This is a genomic window from Xanthomonas sp. 3498 (assembly GCF_014199795.1).
Lineage (GTDB): Bacteria > Pseudomonadota > Gammaproteobacteria > Xanthomonadales > Xanthomonadaceae > Xanthomonas_A > Xanthomonas_A rydalmerensis.
On record NZ_JACHOH010000003.1, the window covers coordinates 471497 to 488554 of the forward strand.

13 protein-coding genes and 1 pseudogene are annotated in these 17058 nt (G+C 68.8%); 5 read left to right on the forward strand and 9 right to left on the reverse strand.

Annotated elements, in window-relative coordinates; all coding sequences use genetic code 11:
• The first annotated feature begins 303 nt into the window (after positions 1 to 303).
• The 3 genes from GGR66_RS11900 to GGR66_RS11910 all read left to right on the forward strand — a co-directional run bounded on the left by GGR66_RS11900 (position 304) and on the right by GGR66_RS11910 (position 3443).
• Positions 304 to 1674, forward strand: coding sequence for an alpha-amylase family protein (locus GGR66_RS11900; protein WP_184448490.1), 1371 nt, complete (start codon positions 304 to 306; stop codon positions 1672 to 1674).
• Positions 1675 to 1837: 163 nt separating this feature from the next.
• A complete protein-coding gene (gene metF, locus GGR66_RS11905) occupies positions 1838 to 2680 on the forward strand; it encodes a methylenetetrahydrofolate reductase [NAD(P)H] (protein WP_184448362.1) in 843 nt (280 codons plus the stop codon).
• Between the two features lie 139 nt (positions 2681 to 2819).
• Positions 2820 to 3443 (forward strand): DUF4124 domain-containing protein, encoded by a 624-nt coding sequence (locus GGR66_RS11910; protein WP_184448363.1) that lies wholly within the window; start codon positions 2820 to 2822, stop codon positions 3441 to 3443.
• Positions 3444 to 3716: 273 nt separating this feature from the next.
• Here the strand turns inward: GGR66_RS11910 and GGR66_RS11915 are convergent, their stop codons facing one another.
• The 3 genes from GGR66_RS11915 to GGR66_RS11925 form a co-directional block, all read right to left on the reverse strand.
• Positions 3717 to 4679 (reverse strand): Nudix family hydrolase, encoded by a 963-nt coding sequence (locus tag GGR66_RS11915; protein ID WP_184448364.1) that lies wholly within the window; start codon positions 4677 to 4679, stop codon positions 3717 to 3719.
• 387 nt (positions 4680 to 5066) lie between these two features.
• Positions 5067 to 5441, reverse strand: coding sequence for a VOC family protein (locus GGR66_RS11920; RefSeq protein ID WP_184448365.1), 375 nt, complete (start codon positions 5439 to 5441; stop codon positions 5067 to 5069).
• 171 nt (positions 5442 to 5612) lie between these two features.
• Complete coding sequence (locus tag GGR66_RS11925) at positions 5613 to 6167, reverse strand: TetR family transcriptional regulator (RefSeq protein ID WP_184448366.1); 555 nt, start codon at positions 6165 to 6167, stop codon at positions 5613 to 5615.
• On the opposite strand from GGR66_RS11925, the gene GGR66_RS11930 reads away from it, so the two are divergent.
• The gene (locus tag GGR66_RS11930; RefSeq protein WP_255421670.1) at positions 6136 to 7458 is read left to right on the forward strand and encodes an FAD-dependent monooxygenase; all 1323 of its coding nucleotides are present in this window, start codon (positions 6136 to 6138) and stop codon (positions 7456 to 7458) included. The two genes, GGR66_RS11925 and GGR66_RS11930, sit on opposite strands and share 32 nt — an antisense overlap.
• A 121-nt stretch (positions 7459 to 7579) precedes the next feature.
• Here GGR66_RS11930 and secA read toward each other — a convergent pair whose 3' ends face one another.
• Both secA and GGR66_RS11940 read right to left on the reverse strand, forming a co-directional pair.
• The gene (secA, locus tag GGR66_RS11935; protein WP_184448367.1) at positions 7580 to 10321 is read right to left on the reverse strand and encodes a preprotein translocase subunit SecA; all 2742 of its coding nucleotides are present in this window, start codon (positions 10319 to 10321) and stop codon (positions 7580 to 7582) included.
• A 163-nt stretch (positions 10322 to 10484) separates the two neighbouring features.
• On the reverse strand, positions 10485 to 11432 hold the full coding sequence (locus GGR66_RS11940) for a M23 family metallopeptidase (protein WP_184448368.1): 948 nt from the start codon (positions 11430 to 11432) through the stop codon (positions 10485 to 10487).
• A 10-nt stretch (positions 11433 to 11442) separates the two neighbouring features.
• Between GGR66_RS11940 and GGR66_RS11945 the strand changes: the two genes are divergently transcribed.
• On the forward strand, positions 11443 to 11919 hold the full coding sequence (locus GGR66_RS11945) for a DUF721 domain-containing protein (protein ID WP_184448369.1): 477 nt from the start codon (positions 11443 to 11445) through the stop codon (positions 11917 to 11919).
• Positions 11920 to 12066: 147 nt separating this feature from the next.
• Here GGR66_RS11945 and lpxC read toward each other — a convergent pair whose 3' ends face one another.
• From lpxC to GGR66_RS11965, 4 genes and pseudogenes are all read right to left on the reverse strand, one after another.
• Complete coding sequence (gene lpxC / locus GGR66_RS11950) at positions 12067 to 12981, reverse strand: UDP-3-O-acyl-N-acetylglucosamine deacetylase (RefSeq protein WP_160966633.1); 915 nt, start codon at positions 12979 to 12981, stop codon at positions 12067 to 12069.
• A 382-nt stretch (positions 12982 to 13363) separates the two neighbouring features.
• A complete protein-coding gene (gene ftsZ, locus GGR66_RS11955) occupies positions 13364 to 14590 on the reverse strand; it encodes a cell division protein FtsZ (RefSeq protein WP_160966631.1) in 1227 nt (408 codons plus the stop codon).
• 276 nt (positions 14591 to 14866) lie between these two features.
• Positions 14867 to 16102, reverse strand: coding sequence for a cell division protein FtsA (ftsA, locus tag GGR66_RS11960; RefSeq protein ID WP_010340121.1), 1236 nt, complete (start codon positions 16100 to 16102; stop codon positions 14867 to 14869).
• 173 nt (positions 16103 to 16275) lie between these two features.
• Positions 16276 to 16953 (reverse strand): annotated as a pseudogene (locus GGR66_RS11965) (cell division protein FtsQ/DivIB); the annotation flags it as partial.
• Positions 16954 to 17058 lie beyond the last annotated feature (105 nt).

The window sequence follows — 17058 nt, forward strand, 5'->3', positions numbered from 1 at the left end:
ACTGTAGCAAAGCGCACCCGCTGCGTTGCTGCACACGCCGGAACCCGGTATCGGCGGCGTGTCGGTGCGGAAACGGATGCCGATCCCGCTTTCGCGCGCTGTCGCCATGAATACGTATGTAGCGCGCGCATGTTGCGCCGCGATGCGCGCTTAGCATCCTCCCGCCGCATGCCAGCCCCGCGGCGACGTCACGCCCCTGTCCTGCAGGCGTTCCTGCCTGCGCCCACGCAACGAGGAGATCGAACGATGCGCGTCCCATCCGCCGCTGCAAATCGTCTGCTGCGCCTGCATCGCTGGCGCAGCCTGCTGCTCGGCCTGCTGCTGCTCCTGGCCACCGCCAGCGCCCAGGCCGACGTCATCCTGCATGCCTTCAACTGGCCGTACGCCACCGTGGAAGCGCGCGCCGCGCAGATCGCCGCCGCCGGCTACCGCAAGGTGCTGGTGGCACCGGCCTACCGCTCGCAGGGCGACGCCTGGTGGGCGCGCTACCAGCCGCAGGACATGCGCCTGATCGACAACCCGCTCGGCGACACCGACGCCTTCGCCAGCATGGTGCAGGCACTGAAGGCGGTGGGCGTGGAGACCTATGCCGACGTGGTGCTCAACCACATGGCCAACGAAGCGGCCACGCGCTCGGACCTGAACTACCCGGGCAGCGCGGTGCTCGGCCAGTACGCCGCCAATCCGCAGCGCTATGCGTCGCTGCGGTTGTTCGGTGACCTCTCGCAGAACTTCCTCAGCGCCAGCGATTTCGGCCCGGCGCAATGCATCACCAACTACAACGATCCCTACCAGGTGCGCACCTACCGCATCTGCGGCGGCGGCAACGATCCCGGCCTTCCGGACCTGGTCGGCAACGACTGGGTGGTGCAGCAGCAGCGCAACTACCTGCTGGCGCTGAAGGCACTGGGCGTGACCGGCTTCCGCATCGATGCGGCCAAGCACATGACCTTCGACCATTTGAACAAGGTGCTCGATGCGCAGGTGCGCTCCGGCGTGCTGGTGTTCGGCGAAGTCATCACCGGCGGCGGCAGCGGCAATTCCGACTACGACCAGTTCCTGGCGCCGTACCTGCAGGCCACCCCGCACGCGGCCTACGACTTCCCGTTGTTCAACTCGGTGCGCAACGCCTTCGCCTATGGCGGCAGCATGGACCAGCTGGTGGACCCGGGTGCCTACGGCCAGGCGCTGCCCGGCGCACGTGCGGTGACCTTCGCCATCACCCACGACATCCCCAACAACGCCGGCTTCCGCTACGCGATCATGGACCCGGTCGACGAGACCCTGGCCTACGCCTACCTGCTCGGCCGCGACGGCGGCGTGCCGATGGTGTACTCGGACAACAACGAGAGCGGCGACAACCGCTGGGTCAACGCCTACCAGCGCGACGACCTCAAGCGCATGGTCGGCTTCCACAACGCCGCGCAGGGCCGCGACATGCAGGTGCTGGCGCACGGCGCCTGCTACCTGCTGTTCCGCCGCGGCGACCTGGGCATCGTCGGCATCAACAAGTGCGGCACTACCGTCACCGCTGCCGTACCGATGAACGGCAGCGTGCTGCGCTGGAACGTCGACTACACCGATGCGCTGGGCTCCGGCAGCGTGGTGCGCATTTCCAGCGGCAGCTACACCTTCAGCCTGCCGCCGCGGCAGGCGCGGATGTGGAAGCGCTGAGCCTGCGAGCGGACGCGGCGCGCCCACCGGCGCGCCGCAAGGGGGCTGCGTCGCCGATCCGGGCGGCGCGGTGGCGGCTGACCAAGGTGCGGCCGCCACCGCCTATTGCATATCCATCCGGATGAAGAGATATACTGGCAACACCGCCCGCTGCGTTGCGCCCATGACCGCCATCAGCTTCGAGTTCTATCCGCCCAAGACCGACGAGCAGCGCGCGCAGCTCGACCGCACCGCCGCGCGGCTGAAGGCCTACGCCCCGGAGTACGTGTCCTGCACCTTCGGCGCCGGCGGCTCGACCCTGAGCTACACCTCCGAGACCGTGCGCCACCTCAAGCAGCACCACCGCTTCGAGGCTGCGCCGCACCTGTCCTGCGTGGGCGGCAGCCGCGAGGAGATCCGCGAGCTGCTCAAGCTGTACCGCGCCATCGGCTGCCGGCGCCTGGTCGCGCTGCGCGGCGACCTGCCGTCCGGCATGGGCCACCCCGGCGACCTGCGCTACGCCGCCGACCTGATCGCCTTCATCCGCGCCGAGCACGGCGACGCCTTCCACCTGGAAGTGGGCGCGTATCCGGAGACGCATCCGCAGGCCAACGATGCGCTCAGCGACCTGCGCCACTTCAAGGCCAAGGTCGACGCCGGCGCCGATGCCGCCATCACCCAGTACTTCTACAACGCCGACGCCTACTTTCACTTCGTCGACGCGGTGCGCAAGCTCGGCGTGCAGATCCCGATCGTGCCCGGCATCATGCCGATCTCCAACTTCAGCCAGCTGCGGCGTTTCTCCGAGCAGTGCGGCGCCGAAATCCCGCGCTGGATCGGCAAGCGCATGCAGGCCTACGGCGACGATGCCGAGGCCATCCGCGACTTCGGCGCCGACGTGGTCGCCACGCTGTGCCAACGCCTGATCGACGGCGGCGCGCCCGGGCTGCATTTCTACACGCTCAACCTGGCCAAGCCGACCACCAGCGTGCTGGCGCGCCTGCGCGGCGCCATCGCCGCCGGCTGAGTGTCGCCGCTCGGGATTGGGGATTGGGGATTCGGGATTGGCAACAGCGGCGCGCGCGGCCTCGCTTTGGCGAATCCCCAATCCCGGCCTTCGTAGGCATTCGCTCCGCGGTCACGCCGGCTGCCGCTACCCTGCGCCGATGCGCGCTCTTCCGCCGATCCTGCTGGTTCTGTGCCTGTGCCTGTACGTGTTCGCCACTCCCGCCGCGGCGCAGCGGGTGAACCGCTGCAGCGGCCCCGACGGCACCACCGTGTTCAGCGATCGCCGTTGCGAGGACGTCGGCGCGATCGACCGCCTGCCGCCACCGGCCGCGCCCGGCAATGTCGGCAGCAAGACCGCCGCCCTGGCGCCACCGCAGTGCGTGCGCCGGCTCAGCGTGCTGGTCCAGCAGATCCGCACCGCAGTCGAGACCCGCGACGTCAACCGGCTGTCGGCGCTGTATTGGTGGAACGGCGCTTCCGACGACGGCGCGCAACGCATCTTCGACCGGCTGGAGGCGATCGTGCGCCGCCCCCTGGTCGCGATCGTGCCGGTGGTGCCGGACACCAGCGGGACCAACGCTCCTGCAGCCGGCACGTCGTCGACAGTCGCGTCCGCGACAACGGCCACGTCGGCCGCGGCGGATGCCGGCAGCGGCGAGGCGCCATCGCGTCCGCATCCGACCGGCCTGCGTCTGCAGCAGACCCTCGCCGGCAGCATCACCCCCACCTCCACCGTGCTGGACCTGCGCCGGCAGTACGACTGCTTCTGGATCAGTTTCTGAGGAGCCGCGATTGGGGATTGGGGATTGGGAAATCGCAACAGCGGCGTCCCGTACGCTCCTCCCCCTCGCGCAGGAGCGGCTTCAGCCGCGACCTGTCGGAGATCCGCTGTTGCGGCTGAAGCCGCTACCACAGGTACGGCGCCAGCTTCGTCGGAGGATCACTGTGGGAGGGACTTCAGTCCCGACGCATTGCGCCATCGGAAGGCGCACCACTTCGCGCGCCGCGGCTGCATGACAGTTGACTCCTGCGGGAAGCGGTTGCCACCGCCCCGCTCACGCCACATCGGCCGCCAGCGGCCATAGTCCGCGGATCGCGGCGATGCCCTGGCCGCCGTGACGGCGTGCCTCGGCCACCTGGGTCGGTGCCAGGCCGCCGATCGGATAGATCGGTAGGGCGACCTGCTCGCGCAGGCGCTCGAACGCCTCCCAGCCCAACGGCGCGGCGCCGGGGTGGCTGGCGGTGGCCGCCAGCGGCCCGACCACCGCGAAATCGCAGCCGATGCGCTGCGCCGCCTGCAATTCTTCGAGACTGTGGCAGGACGCCGCGACGGGCTGGCCGGCCGGCAACGGACGCGCCTGCCAGTGCGGCAACTGCTCCGCGCCCAGGTGCACGCCCACGCCCAGTTCCTGCGCCAGCGCCACGTCGCGGTTGAGCAGCACCTGCGCGCCACGTGCCGCGCACAGCGCCGCCGCGGAACGCGCCAGCGGCGACCACTGCTCGGCCGGCAGGCCGCGCGCGCGCAACTGCACGCGGCGCACACCGCCATCCAGCGCGCGCTCCAGCGCCGCCAACCAGGGGCCCGGTTCGGCCGGCTCCGGCGTGACCAGGTAGCACGCGGGCTGGCGCAGCATCGCCACCACCGGCTGGTCGGCCGGCGGCATCGCGTAGCGGCCCAGCTTGTCGGCGCTCACCCAGGTCAGCGCCTGGCCCTCGCGGCCGCGTGGCGTGCCCTTCCACGCCGACACCTGGCGCACTTCCAGGCGCAGGCGCTTGTCCGGGTAGCGCTGCGGCACTTCCATCAGCCACTCGCCGACCACCGCGTCGATGCCCAGTTCCTCCTGCAGTTCGCGCACCAGCGCCTGCTCCGAGGTCTCGCCGGGCTCGCGCTTGCCGCCGGGGAATTCCCACAGACCGGCCAGGTCGCGGCCCTCGGTACGGCGGGTCAGCAGGATACGGCCGCGCGCATCGGTGATGACGCCGGCGACGACGTGGATGGATCTGAGCGGTTCGGACATGGCGCAAGCTTGCCGTTTCCGGCAGCGCCAACGCAATCAACCAGGGTCACATCGGCGCCGATCGGCCGCGGAGGCGGCATCCCGCGCGACCGGGCAATCCCCGGGGCGGGACCATGACCTGCACCCAGCGCGGCTTGAAGGCGCGGGCCTGTCGCGCCGACACCAAGCATCGCGCGCTGGTCCACATGCGACGCTGCGTGGCGTGCGCCGCTCATCGCGCTGCTGCGGTACGCATCGTGGTGGTTGGGCGCACTTCCGCAGCCCCGGTTGCGTTCCAGCCGGGACGGGCCTTCACGGAAAACCGCCACGGCTGAAGCCGCTCCCACGGAGACGGCTGCATTCCAGATCGCGGTGCCGATCATCCCCACTCCCACTCCCGACTCCCGCTCAGGCAACCAGGTCGTGGCCGATCCGCCACAGCACCCCGCCGGGATCGTGCAGGGTGAAGTCGCGCATGCCCCAGGGCCGGTCCTCGGGTTCGCCCAGGCGCGCGCCGTAGCGGGCGACCAGGTCAGCCGCGTGCAGCCGCCGCCACCAGGCATCGGCGTCCTCCACCCACAGGTGCAGCATCAGGTTGTGCGCTAGGGCTTGGTGGTAGCCATCCTGCAACAGGAACGCGCAGCGGTCGCCGTGGCGGAAGCAGGTCAGGCCGTCGCCGAGCGGCTCGGGCACGAATCCGACCTCCGCATAGAACCGCGCCGACACCCCGAAATCCTGCGCCGGCACGAAGACTTTCAGTTCCAGGCTATGCAAGGCTTCCATGGCACTTCCTCCAAAGCATGCGTGCGATTCGTGACCCAGCATGCCACGCTGCGACGGTACACGCGCGTCAGCACGAGCACGCGCAAGCCTCCCTCTCCCCGCCCTGGCCGCGGCATGGCCGCTGGAGCACGCCCCGGCCTTGCGTAAGGGCTTGGCAAACGCGCCCCGCACTCACAGCGGCTGGGTCAGATACCGCTGCAGCGTCTCTCCCAACACCCGCACCGCCAGCGGCCGGGTCAGACCCCTGGCCGGAAACTCCAGCACATAACGCACCAGGGCGAAGCCCAGCATCTGCGAGGCGATCAGAGTCGCGCGCGTCTCCGCCGCCGCGCCCGGCCCCAGGTGGCGCCGCACCGCTGTGCGCAACTGCGTCTCGAAGATCTCGGTGATCCGCGCCTTCGCATCGGCATGGCTCACCGCCGCGCGCAGCAAGGCCACCAGTTGATGCCCCGAGGGCGCGTCCTCCCAGACCGCGAAGAAATGCGCCGCCAGGCGTTCGCCTATTTCCTCGGCTGGTGTGTCGCGCAGATCCGGAAGGTGCAGGTCGAACTCCACCGCCGCCAGGAACAACTGCTCCTTGCTGCCGTAGTAGCGGATCACCAGCGCGACATTGGCCTGCGCCTGCGCCGCGATCTGGCGCACGGTGGCGCCGTCGTAGCCGTGCAGGGCGAACAGCGCCCGCGCCGATTCGAGAATGCGGTCTTTGGTGGCCTGCGAGCGTGTCACTGGGGTGTCCGTGGGAGGAACAGACGTAGCGCCTGTAAACGGAAGTTTACTCCACGCCGGAAACGGCGCAGGATGTAAACACACGCTTACTCAGGGAAGTGCGATGAACACGCATGGCGACATGCTATCGACGGACGTACTGATCGTGGGTGCCGGGCCCAGCGGGCTCGCGCTGCGCCTGGCCCTGGATCGCCTCGGGATCACCTCGCTCCTGATCGACCGGCATCCGGCAGGGCTGAACACCTCGCGCGCCGCGGTGATCCATGCCCGCACCCTGGAAGTGCTCGAACCGCTCGGGGTCGTGCCGCGCCTGCTCGCGGCAGGCGTGAAGACCACCCGGTTCCGCGTGCGCGACAGCGACCGGGTCCTGCTGCAGATCGGCTTCGACGACCTGCCCTCGACGCACCGATACGCGCTGATGTGCCCGCAGAGCGCGACCGAGGCGATTCTCGGCGACGGGATCGGGCCCGATTCCGCCACGGTGTGGCGGCCGGCACGCCTGCTGTCGTTCGCGCAGGCAGCCGATGGCATCAGCGCCGACCTGGAACTGCCGCAACAGCGCAGGCAGTTGGTGCGTGCGCAATGGATCGTCGGCTGCGACGGCGCGCACAGCACGGTGCGGCAAGGCGCAGGAATCGCATTCGAGGGCGGGGACTACACGGAAACCTTCGTGCTCGCCGACGTGCGCATGGCATGGCCGCTGCCGCGCGAGGAAGTCAGCCTGTTCTTCTCGCCGCAGGGCCTGATGGTGGTGGCGCCGTTGCCGGAGCCCGACGGTGCAGCCGGCGATCGCCACCGGATCGTGGCGACGGTGACGGATACAGCCGGGCCTCCGACCCTGTCGCAGATGCAGGCCTTGCTCGACGCGCGCGGACCGCGCAGTGCGCGCGGCCGCATCGACACGCTGCTCTGGAGTTCGGACTTTCATCTGCAGCATCGCGTGGCCGCGCAGATGCGACACGGACGCGTCCTGCTGTGCGGCGATGCGGCGCATGTGCACAGCCCCGCCGGAGGCCAGGGCATGAATACCGGCATCCAGGACGCGATCGCCCTGGCACCTGCGCTGCAGCGGGCACTCCACCAGCAGGATGACCACGACCTGGATGCGTGGGCCAGCCGCCGCCATCGCATCGCCCGCGGCGTGGTGCGCATGACCGATGCGATGACGCGTGCGGCCACCGCTACCGCGCCGGTGACACGTACTGTTCGCAATGGCCTGCTCGGCCTGATCGATCGTGCGCCCCCGATCCAGCGCAGGCTGGCGGCGCGATTGGCCGAGCTGGGCAACTGAGCGTCGGACGGTCGCTGCCCCGCAAGCGTGCGGGAGCAGCGTCCCCGGGACGCCGGAGACTAGGAAAGGGCCGGCGCCCACAGCGGCTGCGCACGTGCGCAGCGCTGCGGCGGGACCAGGCTCAGCTCAGCTGGCCGTGGCAGTGCTTGTACTTCTTGCCGCTGCCGCAGGGGCAGGGATCGTTGCGGCCGACCTTCGGCGCTTCGCGGGTCACCTGCGCCACGGTCGGCGCTCCCGCCTCGCCGCGCTGCACCTGCTCGGCTTCCTCGTCGGCGCCGTAACCGCCGGCGTCCTGGTGCTGGAACTGCGCCTGGCGCAGCTGCGCCTCCACCTGCTGGCGCTCCTGCGCCTCCAGCGCGGCCACTTCCTCCTCGCTGCGGATGCGCACCCGCGCCAGCAGGGTGACCACTTCGCGCTTGGCGTGTTCCAGCATCTCCGAGAACAGCTCGAAGGCTTCCTTCTTGTATTCCTGCTTGGGCTGCTTCTGCGCGTAGCCGCGCAGGTGGATGCCCTGGCGCAGGTAGTCCATGCGCGCCAGGTGCTCCTTCCAGCTCTGGTCGAGCACGGTGAGCATCACATGCTTCTCCAGCGCGCGCATGGTCTCGCCGCCGATCGCCGATTCCTTCTCGCGGAAATGGCGGTCCACTTCCTCGCGCACCTTCTCGACGATGCCATCCGCGTCCAGTTCCTCGTGGCGCTTGACCAGATCGGTGATCGACAGCGACAGGCCCAGTTCGCTGGCCAGCGTGGCTTCCAGGCCCGGCAGGTCCCACTGGTCGTCCACCGAGTTCGGCGGCACGAAGCGCGACACGATGTCGTAGATCACGTCGTCGCGGATGCCGTCGACGTTCTCCTTCACCGACTCGGCGTCCAGCAACTCGTCGCGCTGGGCGTAGATCACCTTGCGTTGGTCGTTGTTGACGTCGTCGAAATCGAGCAGGTTCTTGCGGATGTCGAAGTTGTGCGCCTCGACCTTGCGCTGCGCCTTCTCGATCTGCCGGCTGACCAGCTTGTCCTCGATGACGTCGTCTTCCTTCATGCCCATCATGCGCATCGCCTTCTGCACCCAGTCCGAGGCGAAGATGCGCATCAGGTTGTCTTCCAGCGACAGGTAGAACCGCGAGGAACCCGGGTCGCCCTGGCGACCGGAACGGCCGCGCAGCTGGTTGTCGATACGCCTCGATTCGTGGCGCTCGGTGCCGATGATGTGCAGGCCGCCGGCGGCCTTGACCGCGTCGTGGCGCTCCTGCCAGGCCGCCTTCAGGCGCGCGCGCGTCGCCTCGTCCGGCTCCTCGCCCAGCGCGTGCAGTTCGGCCTCCAGCGAGCCGCCGAGCACGATGTCGGTACCGCGGCCGGCCATGTTGGTAGCAATGGTCACCGCGCCCGGCTGGCCGGCGTTGGCGACGATCTGCGCTTCGCGCTCGTGCTGCTTGGCGTTGAGCACCTCGTGCTTCACGCCGGCCTTGCGCAGGTGCTCGGACAGCATCTCCGAGGTCTCGATCGAGGTGGTACCGACCAGCACCGGCTGGCCGCGCTTGGCGCAGTCCTCGATGTCGGCCAGCACCGCGTTGAACTTGCCCTGGCGGTTGAGGAACACCTGGTCCGGCCAGTCCTTGCGGATGGTCGGGCGGTTGGTCGGGATCACCACCACTTCCAGGCCGTAGATGCTCTGGAACTCGTAGGCTTCGGTATCGGCCGTACCGGTCATGCCGGACAGCTTCTTGTACATGCGGAACAGGTTCTGGAAGGTGATGCTGGCCAGCGTCTGGTTCTCGCGCTGCACCGGCACGCCTTCCTTCGCCTCCACCGCCTGGTGCAGGCCGTCGGACCAGCGCCGGCCCGGCAGGGTGCGGCCGGTGAACTCGTCGACGATCACCACCTCGCCGTCGCGCACGATGTAGTCGACGTCGCGCTGGTAGATCGCGTGCGCGCGCAGCGCCGCGTTGAGGTGGTGCACCACGCTCAGATTCTGCGCGCCGTACAGGCGGTCTTCCTCGTCGGTGAGGATGCCGGCGGCGCGCAGCAGCTCTTCGGCGTGCTCCATGCCCGCTTCGGACAGGTGCACCTGCTTGCCCTTCTCGTCGACCCAGAAGTCGCCCTCGCCCTCTTCCGATTCCTGCTTGACCAGCTGCGGCACGATGCGGTTGACGCGGATGTACAGCTCCGGCGACTCGTCGGCCGGGCCGGAGATGATCAGCGGGGTGCGCGCTTCGTCGATCAGGATCGAGTCGACTTCGTCGACGATGGCGTAGTTGAGCCCGCGCTGGAAGCGGTCGGCCTTGGACAGCGCCATGTTGTCGCGCAGGTAGTCGAAGCCGAATTCGTTGTTGGTGCCGTAGGTGATGTCGGCGGCGTAGGCGGCGTGCTTGTCGCTGTGCGGCATGCCCGGGTACACCACGCCCACGCTCAGGCCCAGCCAGTTGTACAGCTTGCCCATCTGCGCAGCGTCGCGGCGCGCCAGGTAGTCGTTGACGGTGACCACGTGCACGCCCTTGTCTTCCAGCGCGTTGAGGTACACCGGCAGCGTCGCGACCAGGGTCTTGCCCTCGCCGGTGCGCATTTCCGCGATCTTGCCCAGGTGCAGGACCATGCCGCCGATCAACTGCACGTCGTAGTGGCGCATGCCCAGCACGCGTCGGCTGGCCTCGCGGCACACCGCGAACGCTTCCGGCAGCACCTTGTCCAGGGTCTCGCCGCCGGCGATGCGTCCGCGCAGTTCCGGGGTCTTGGCCTGCAGCTGCTCATCGGAGAGCTGCTCCATCTCCGGCTCCAGCGCATTGATCTTGGCGACGATACGGTGGAGCTGGCGCAGTTGGCGCTCGTTGCGGCTACCGAAAACGCGAGTAAGCAGACTGTTGATCATTGAAGGAACCGGTTGGAAAGGAACGCCCGCGCGGCCCGATCCCCAGGGAATCGACGGGCCGCAAACGAAACAGGGCGCGAGGCGCCCTGTCGATGGCAAAGCACATTGTAGCTTGGGGCGGGGCCCGGCGATTCAAGCGCCGGCACGCCGCCCCCTGCCGGACTCAGCCGCGGCCGCGGCGACCCACCGGAATGGCGCCATCGCCGAGGAACTTGGCCGGGTTCACCACCACCCCGTCCTTCCACACCTCGAAATGCACGTGGGCGCCGGTGGACCGGCCGGTGGAGCCGGCCTTGGCCACTTCCTGGCCGACCCGCACCAGGTCGCCGACCTTCACCGACAGCCGCGAATTGTGCGCATAGCGGGTGACATAGCCGTTGCCGTGGTCGACCTCGACCACGTTGCCGTAGCCGCCGCGCACGCCGGAATAGCTGACCACGCCGTCGGCCACCGCCAGCACCGGGTCGCCGACATTGGCGTGGAAGTCGATGCCCTTGTGGTTGCCGGTGCCGCGGCCGAACGGATCGGCGCGGCCGCCGAAGGCCGAGGTGATGTAGCTGTTGCGGATCGGCATCCGCGAAGGCACCGCGTTCTGGTCCAGTTGATGGTCGAACAGCAGCGATTCGAGCACCGACAGCTGCTGGCCGGAGGTGGCGAACTGCTGCTGCAGCCCGTCCAGCTCCTTGCCGAGCTGCTGCGCGGGCATGTCGTGGCTGGGCTCGTCGTCGCCGCCACCGACGCCGACCGGCTGGTCGAAGTCGAACTCGCCGTCCTGCAGCTTGCCCATGCGGGTCAGGCGCTCGCCGAGCGCGTTGAGCCGGGTCGCCTGCGCCTGCAGCTCGCCCAGACGCGCGGCCAGGGCGTTGACCTGGGTCTGCGCGTCGCGGCGCACCTGCGCCAACTCCTGGTCCTGCCGCTCGAGCTTGGCGCGCAGTTGCGCCGAACCACCCCATCCGGCCGCGGCGCTGACACCGATGCCGAGTACCATGCCGAGACCGAGGACCGCGCCGAGCGCGGCCAGGGGGCGGCGATCGGCGAAATCGCGCAATCGCCACGGCAACGTCTTGACCCCCTTTTCACTGGAACGGATTACGATCTTCTTGAACGTCATATGAGTTTTCATGTCTAAGCGAAAGTCCGGCGAAGGCCATACCGCCACGCCGCAGCCGGCGTTGGACGCCGCACTGGCGGACAAGGCGGGCGACCCGTTGCGACGCGCCCTGTGGCTCGACGCGCTGGACCGGCAGTTACGCCCCCATCTGCCGCCGAACCTGGCCTCCCGTTGCCGGTTGGCCAATGTGAACGGCGAGCAGCTCGTTTTTCTCGTTGAGTCTCCGGTCTGGCACGCCCGGGTCAGGCTGGCCGAGGCCGACATCCTTGCTGCGGCCCGTTCCCTCGGGCTGAAAGCCACCAAAGTGACCGTCAAGACTGCGACTGCACCCGCGCATTCCCCAATGCAGCAGGCAAGAAGCAAGCCAGCTCCGGTTTCTGCGGCCACGCACAAGGGGCTGCGCGAGGCTCTGGCTTCCCTGCAGGACGTCGGCTCCGCGACGCCTGATGCGACCGCGGGCTCCGACCCCGGCCGTCGACGTACGTAGACACGCACGCCGCGACCCGACGCATCCTAGCGGGCGTCGGGCGTGAGGTCGTTACCGATTCGTTAAATCAATGTTAAGGGGGGAAGAAGAACCGGCCGATTGCCGATTCCGTGATCCCCACCCGGCCGTTGGCCGGGCTGAACGGATTCAGGCGTAAGCCACGGCCCCGTAGGCCACCGGCGCCTGCTGCGCGGCGGATTCGAAGCTGACCCACTCCCACGCCGCCTGTTCGGCGAGCAGCGCGCGGACCAGCTTGTTGTTCAGCGCATGGCCGGACTTGTAGCCCTCGTAGGCGCCGAGGATGGCGCCACCGGCCAGGTACAGGTCGCCGATCGCATCGAGGATCTTGTGGCGCACGAACTCGTCGGCGTAGCGCAGGCCGTCGTCGTTGAGCACGCGGAACTCGTCGAGCACGATGGCGTTGTCCATCGAACCGCCCAGGCCGAGATTGCGCTCGCGCATGTACTCCAGGTCGCGCATGAAGCCGAAGGTGCGCGCGCGGGAGATTTCCTTGATGTAGGCCATCGTCGAGAACTCGATCTCCTGGCGCGACTGCTTGGCCGGGATCATCGGGTGGTCGAACTGGATGGTGAAACCGAGCTTGTAGCCGCCGTCGTAGGGCACGAAACGGGCGATCTTGTCGCCGTCGCGCACTTCCACTTCGCGCTTGATGCGGATGAAGCGCTTGGCCTTGTCCTGCTCGACGATGCCCGCCGACTGCAGCAGGAACACGAACGGACCGGCCGAGCCGTCCATGATCGGCAGTTCGGCCGAGGACAGTTCGACGATGGCGTTGTCCACGCCGAGGCCGGCCATCGCCGACATCAGGTGCTCCACGGTCTGGATCTTGGCCTGGCCGCGGCTCAAACCGGTGCACAGCGTGGTCTCGGTGACCAGTTCGGCATCGGCAGGCACGTCCACCGCCGGATCCAAATCCACGCGTCGGAACACGATGCCGTGGTCGGCCGGTGCGGGGCGCAGGGTCATGTAGACCTTGTCGCCGCTGTGCAGGCCCACGCCGGTGGCGCGGATCGTGTTCTTGAGAGTGCGTTGCTGGGTCATGGCAGACAGTCTGGAAACGTCTGTTCGCACGGGAACTGAACAGACAACGAGAATATCACGCGTTTAGCCAAATTTTAACAAAGCGGTCACAGCATCCCATGGGTGCAACGCTGGCCCGCGCGGGCGTCGCGGTCGCAAAAACCTGCCGGGTCGCGAGGACCCGGCAGCAAGGGACACGGCGCGCCGACCAGGGAGGCGCTCCTGGACGGCGGTGTTGCGGGCCGGCGCGAACGCCGGCCGATGACGCATCGACCTCAGTCGGCCTAGCGGCGCAGGGCGGGCCGCTTGCTTGCGAAGCACTGCTTCGCGAGCGGCCCCGCGCCCGGCCATGGATGGCCGGGCAGGCTCATCCGCAAGCCGGACGGCTGCGCCAGGGACGGCATCAGTCGGCCTGGCGGCGCAGGAACGCCGGGATATCCAGGTAGTCGCTCGGCAGGTCCGCCGCTGCGGGGGTCGGCGCGGCCGCCGCCGGGCTCATCGACTCGCCGCTCGGACGACGCAGGCCCAGGCCCATCGCACCGCCGACCGCCTTGGACACGGCATCGCCGCCGTGCTCGAAGTCGCCGAACTCCGGCTGGCCGGTGGTGGCGTTGCGCACCAGCTTGATCGGCGCACGCTGCTCCGGACGCTGCGACTGGCGCGACACCGCGCGGTTCAGGCCGGTGGCGACCACGGTCACGCGCACTTCGTCCTGCATGTCCGGATCCAGCACGGTGCCGACCACCACGGTGGCGTCCTCGGAGGAGAAGCCCTCGATGGTGCGGCCGATCTCGTCGAACTCGGCCATGGTGAAGTCCGGGCCGGCGGTGATGTTGACCAGGATGCCGTTGGCGCCGGCCAGGTTGACGTCGTCCAGCAGCGGGTTCTGGATGGCGGCTTCGGCAGCGGCCTGCGCGCGGTCGTCGCCGCGGGCCGAGCCTGTGCCCATCATCGCCAGGCCCATTTCCGACATCACCGTGCGCACGTCGGCGAAGTCGACGTTGATCAGGCCCGGACGCACGATCAGGTCGGCGATGCCCTGCACCGCGCCCTGCAGCACGTCGTTGGCGGCGCGGAACGCCTGGATCATGGTGGCGTTGCGGCCGAGCACGGTGATCAGCTTCTCGTTGGGGATGGTGATCAGCGAGTCGCAGTGCTGGCTCAGTTCTTCGATGCCCTTCAGCGCCACCTGCATGCGGCGGCGGCCTTCGAACGGGAACGGCTTGGTGACCACGGCCACGGTCAGGATGCCCATTTCCTTGGCCAGCTGCGCCACCACCGGCGCGGCGCCGGTGCCGGTGCCGCCGCCCATGCCGGCGGTGATGAACACCATGTCCGCGCCCTGCAGCGCGTCCATGATGCGCTCGCGGTCTTCCAGCGCGGCCTGGCGGCCGACTTCCGGGTTCGCGCCCGCGCCCAGGCCCTTGGTGACGTTGGTGCCGAGCTGCAGCTGCAGCTTGGCGCCGCAGTTCTTGATCGCCTGCGAGTCGGTGTTGGCGGTGATGAATTCCACGCCGTCCACGCTGCTGCTGACCATGTGCGCGACCGCGTTGCCGCCGCCGCCGCCCACGCCAACGACCTTGATCACTGCATTGGGTGCCATCTTTTCAATCAGTTCGAAATGCGCCATGTCCGTGTCCTCTTGAGCCGGGATTGGGGAGTGGGGATTGGGGATTCGGAGAACTCCGATCCTTTTTTCCTGCCTCTCCGTCCGGCGAGTGTTGTTGTTTGGGTGCCGGGATTCGGGATTCGGGAGTGGGGATTCGCAAGAGCGACTACCCAGTTCCGTGACCCTTTCCGCGGCGGAATCACTGCAAAAAACCTATCGCCTGCCTACCTACCGCTCTCCACTCTCTCTACCTACCGCTGTTGCTCCACCAATCCCGAATCCCGAATCCCGGCTCCATCAAAATTCGCCGCGATACCAGTTCTTCAATTTCTTGAACAAGCTGCCGGCGCGGCCGGTCGGCAGCGACGGGCGGCGTGGGTGTTCGATCTGGCTGCCCATCAGCAGCAGGCCCACGCCGGTGGCGTGGACCGGATTGCCCACGACTTCGCCCAGGCCGGTGACGTGCTGGGGAATGCCCACGCGTACCGGCATCTGCACCATTTCCTCGGCCAGTTCGACCACGCCTTCCATCTTCGAGGCGCCGCCGGTCAGCACCATGCCGGCACGCACTAGTTCCTCGAAGCCGGAGCGGCGCAGTTCCGCCTGCACCATCTCGAAGATCTCCTCGTAGCGTCCCTGCACCGCCTGCGCCAGCGAATGGCGCGGCATGCGCCGCGGCGGGCGGTCGCCGACGCTGGGCACCTGGATGCTTTCTTCCGCGGTGGCCAGCTGCGCCAGCGCGCAGGCGTAGCGCACCTTGATCTGCTCGGCTTCCGGGGTGGGCGTGCGCAGCATGTGCGCGATGTCGTTGGTGACGTGGTCGCCGGCGATCGGCAGCGAGGCGGTGTGGCAGATCGCGCCCTGCACGAACACCGCCAGATCGGTGGTGCCGGCGCCCATGTCCACCAGCACCACGCCCAGCTCGCGCTCGTCGGCGGTCAGCACCGCCACCGAGGACGCCAGCGAGGACAGGATCAGGTCGTCCACCTGCAGACCGCAGCGCTGCACGCACTTGCTGATGTTGGCCGCCGCCGACTGCGCGCACACCACCAGGTGCGCGTGCACCTCCAGGCGCACGCCGGTCATGCCGACCGGGTTGCGGATGCCTTCCTGCGAATCGTCCAGCACGTACTCGCGCGGGATCGCGTGGAGGATGCGCTGGTCGGCCGGGATCGCCACCGCCTTGGCCGCTTCCAGCACGCGGTCCAGATCGTTCCAGGTCACCTCGCCGTCGCGGATCGGCACGATGCCCGGCGAGTTCTTGCACTGCACGTGGTTGCCGGAGATCGACGCGTACACCGAGCGGATCTCGCAGCCGGCCATCAGTTCGGCTTCCTCGATCGCACGCTGGATCGACTGCACGGTGGATTCGATGTCCACGACCACGCCGCGCTTGAGACCGCGCGATTCGTGCGAACCGATGCCGATCACCTCGATCGGGTTGCCGGGCGAGTATTCGCCGACCAGCGCGACGACCTTGGAGGTGCCGATGTCCAGTCCAACGATGAGGGATTTGTCGCCTTTGCGGTTCATGTCTTGGAGCCGGGAATAGAGAATGGGGAATGGGGAATGGAGAAGAGCGGGCTCTCGCGATGGGATGGAGGGTCGGCCAGTGCCGCGTGGCGCGTGGGCTGGGCCGGCGCCGCGGGTTTCTTCTCCTTGCCCGGCTCCTTACTCGGCTCTTTGCTCTCGGGTACCCATGCCACCGTGAATCCGTTGGTGTAGCGAAGATCGGCGCGCGCCAGCGGCGGCTGGCCCGGCTGCAGCAGTTGCGGCAGCACCCGGGCGAAGCGCTCCAGGCGCGCGCGCGCGTCGTCGCGCCCGACCACCACCTGCACGCCGTTGCCCAGCGCCAGCGACCAGCTGCCGCGCGCGTCCAGGGCCACGCCCTGCACCGGCAAGCCGACCGGAGCGAACAGCGCGCGCGAGGCGTTGTACAGCGCGACCACGTCGGCGGCCTTGGCGTCGGGACCGTCCAGGTGCGGCAGCGCCACGTCGCGCAGTTCGTTGGGCAGGGCGAAGATGCGCCCCTGCTCGGACAGCATGCGGTCCGCGCCCCAGCGCGCGAACGGACGATGTTCGGTGACGCGCACTTCCAGCACGTCCGGCCAGCGCTTGCGCACGCGCGCGCTCTCCACCCACGGCAGGCGCTCGATCGCGTTCTGCGCATCCTGCAGGCGCACCGCGAAGAAGCCGCGCCGCGCATACGGCAGCACCACCTGGCGCAACTGCTCGGCGGACACGCGCTTGAAGTCGCCGCTGACCTGCAGCCGGCTCAGCGGCCAGCGCTCGGCGCCGACCCAGCCGTTGAGCACGGCCACGATCGGCAGCGCGACCAGGGCCAGTGCCAGCAACCAGGCGAGGATGCGCAGGGAGGCGTTCATGGGCGCGCTCCGCGTGCGGGATTGGGGATTGGGCATTCGGGATTGGCGCAATGCGCGCAGCAGACCGCGCCGGCGGCGCGAAGCGCCGACGGTGCGAATCCCCAA

Bases quoted from the DNA above. Each gene is read 5' to 3' on its own strand.
- metF (WP_184448362.1), top strand. From the start codon at position 1,838: ATGACCGCCATCAGCTTCGAGTTCTATCCGCCCAAGACCGACGAGCAG.
- GGR66_RS11910 (WP_184448363.1), top strand. From the start codon at position 2,820: ATGCGCGCTCTTCCGCCGATCCTGCTGGTTCTGTGCCTGTGCCTGTAC.
- GGR66_RS11915 (WP_184448364.1), bottom strand. From the start codon at position 4,679: ATGTCCGAACCGCTCAGATCCATCCACGTCGTCGCCGGCGTCATCACC.
- GGR66_RS11920 (WP_184448365.1), bottom strand. From the start codon at position 5,441: ATGGAAGCCTTGCATAGCCTGGAACTGAAAGTCTTCGTGCCGGCGCAG.
- GGR66_RS11930 (WP_255421670.1), top strand. From the start codon at position 6,136: ATGCGGTCTTTGGTGGCCTGCGAGCGTGTCACTGGGGTGTCCGTGGGA.
- secA (WP_184448367.1), bottom strand. From the start codon at position 10,321: ATGATCAACAGTCTGCTTACTCGCGTTTTCGGTAGCCGCAACGAGCGC.
- GGR66_RS11940 (WP_184448368.1), bottom strand. From the start codon at position 11,432: ATGACGTTCAAGAAGATCGTAATCCGTTCCAGTGAAAAGGGGGTCAAG.
- GGR66_RS11945 (WP_184448369.1), top strand. From the start codon at position 11,443: ATGTCTAAGCGAAAGTCCGGCGAAGGCCATACCGCCACGCCGCAGCCG.
- lpxC (WP_160966633.1), bottom strand. From the start codon at position 12,981: ATGACCCAGCAACGCACTCTCAAGAACACGATCCGCGCCACCGGCGTG.
- ftsZ (WP_160966631.1), bottom strand. From the start codon at position 14,590: ATGGCGCATTTCGAACTGATTGAAAAGATGGCACCCAATGCAGTGATC.
- ftsA (WP_010340121.1), bottom strand. From the start codon at position 16,102: ATGAACCGCAAAGGCGACAAATCCCTCATCGTTGGACTGGACATCGGC.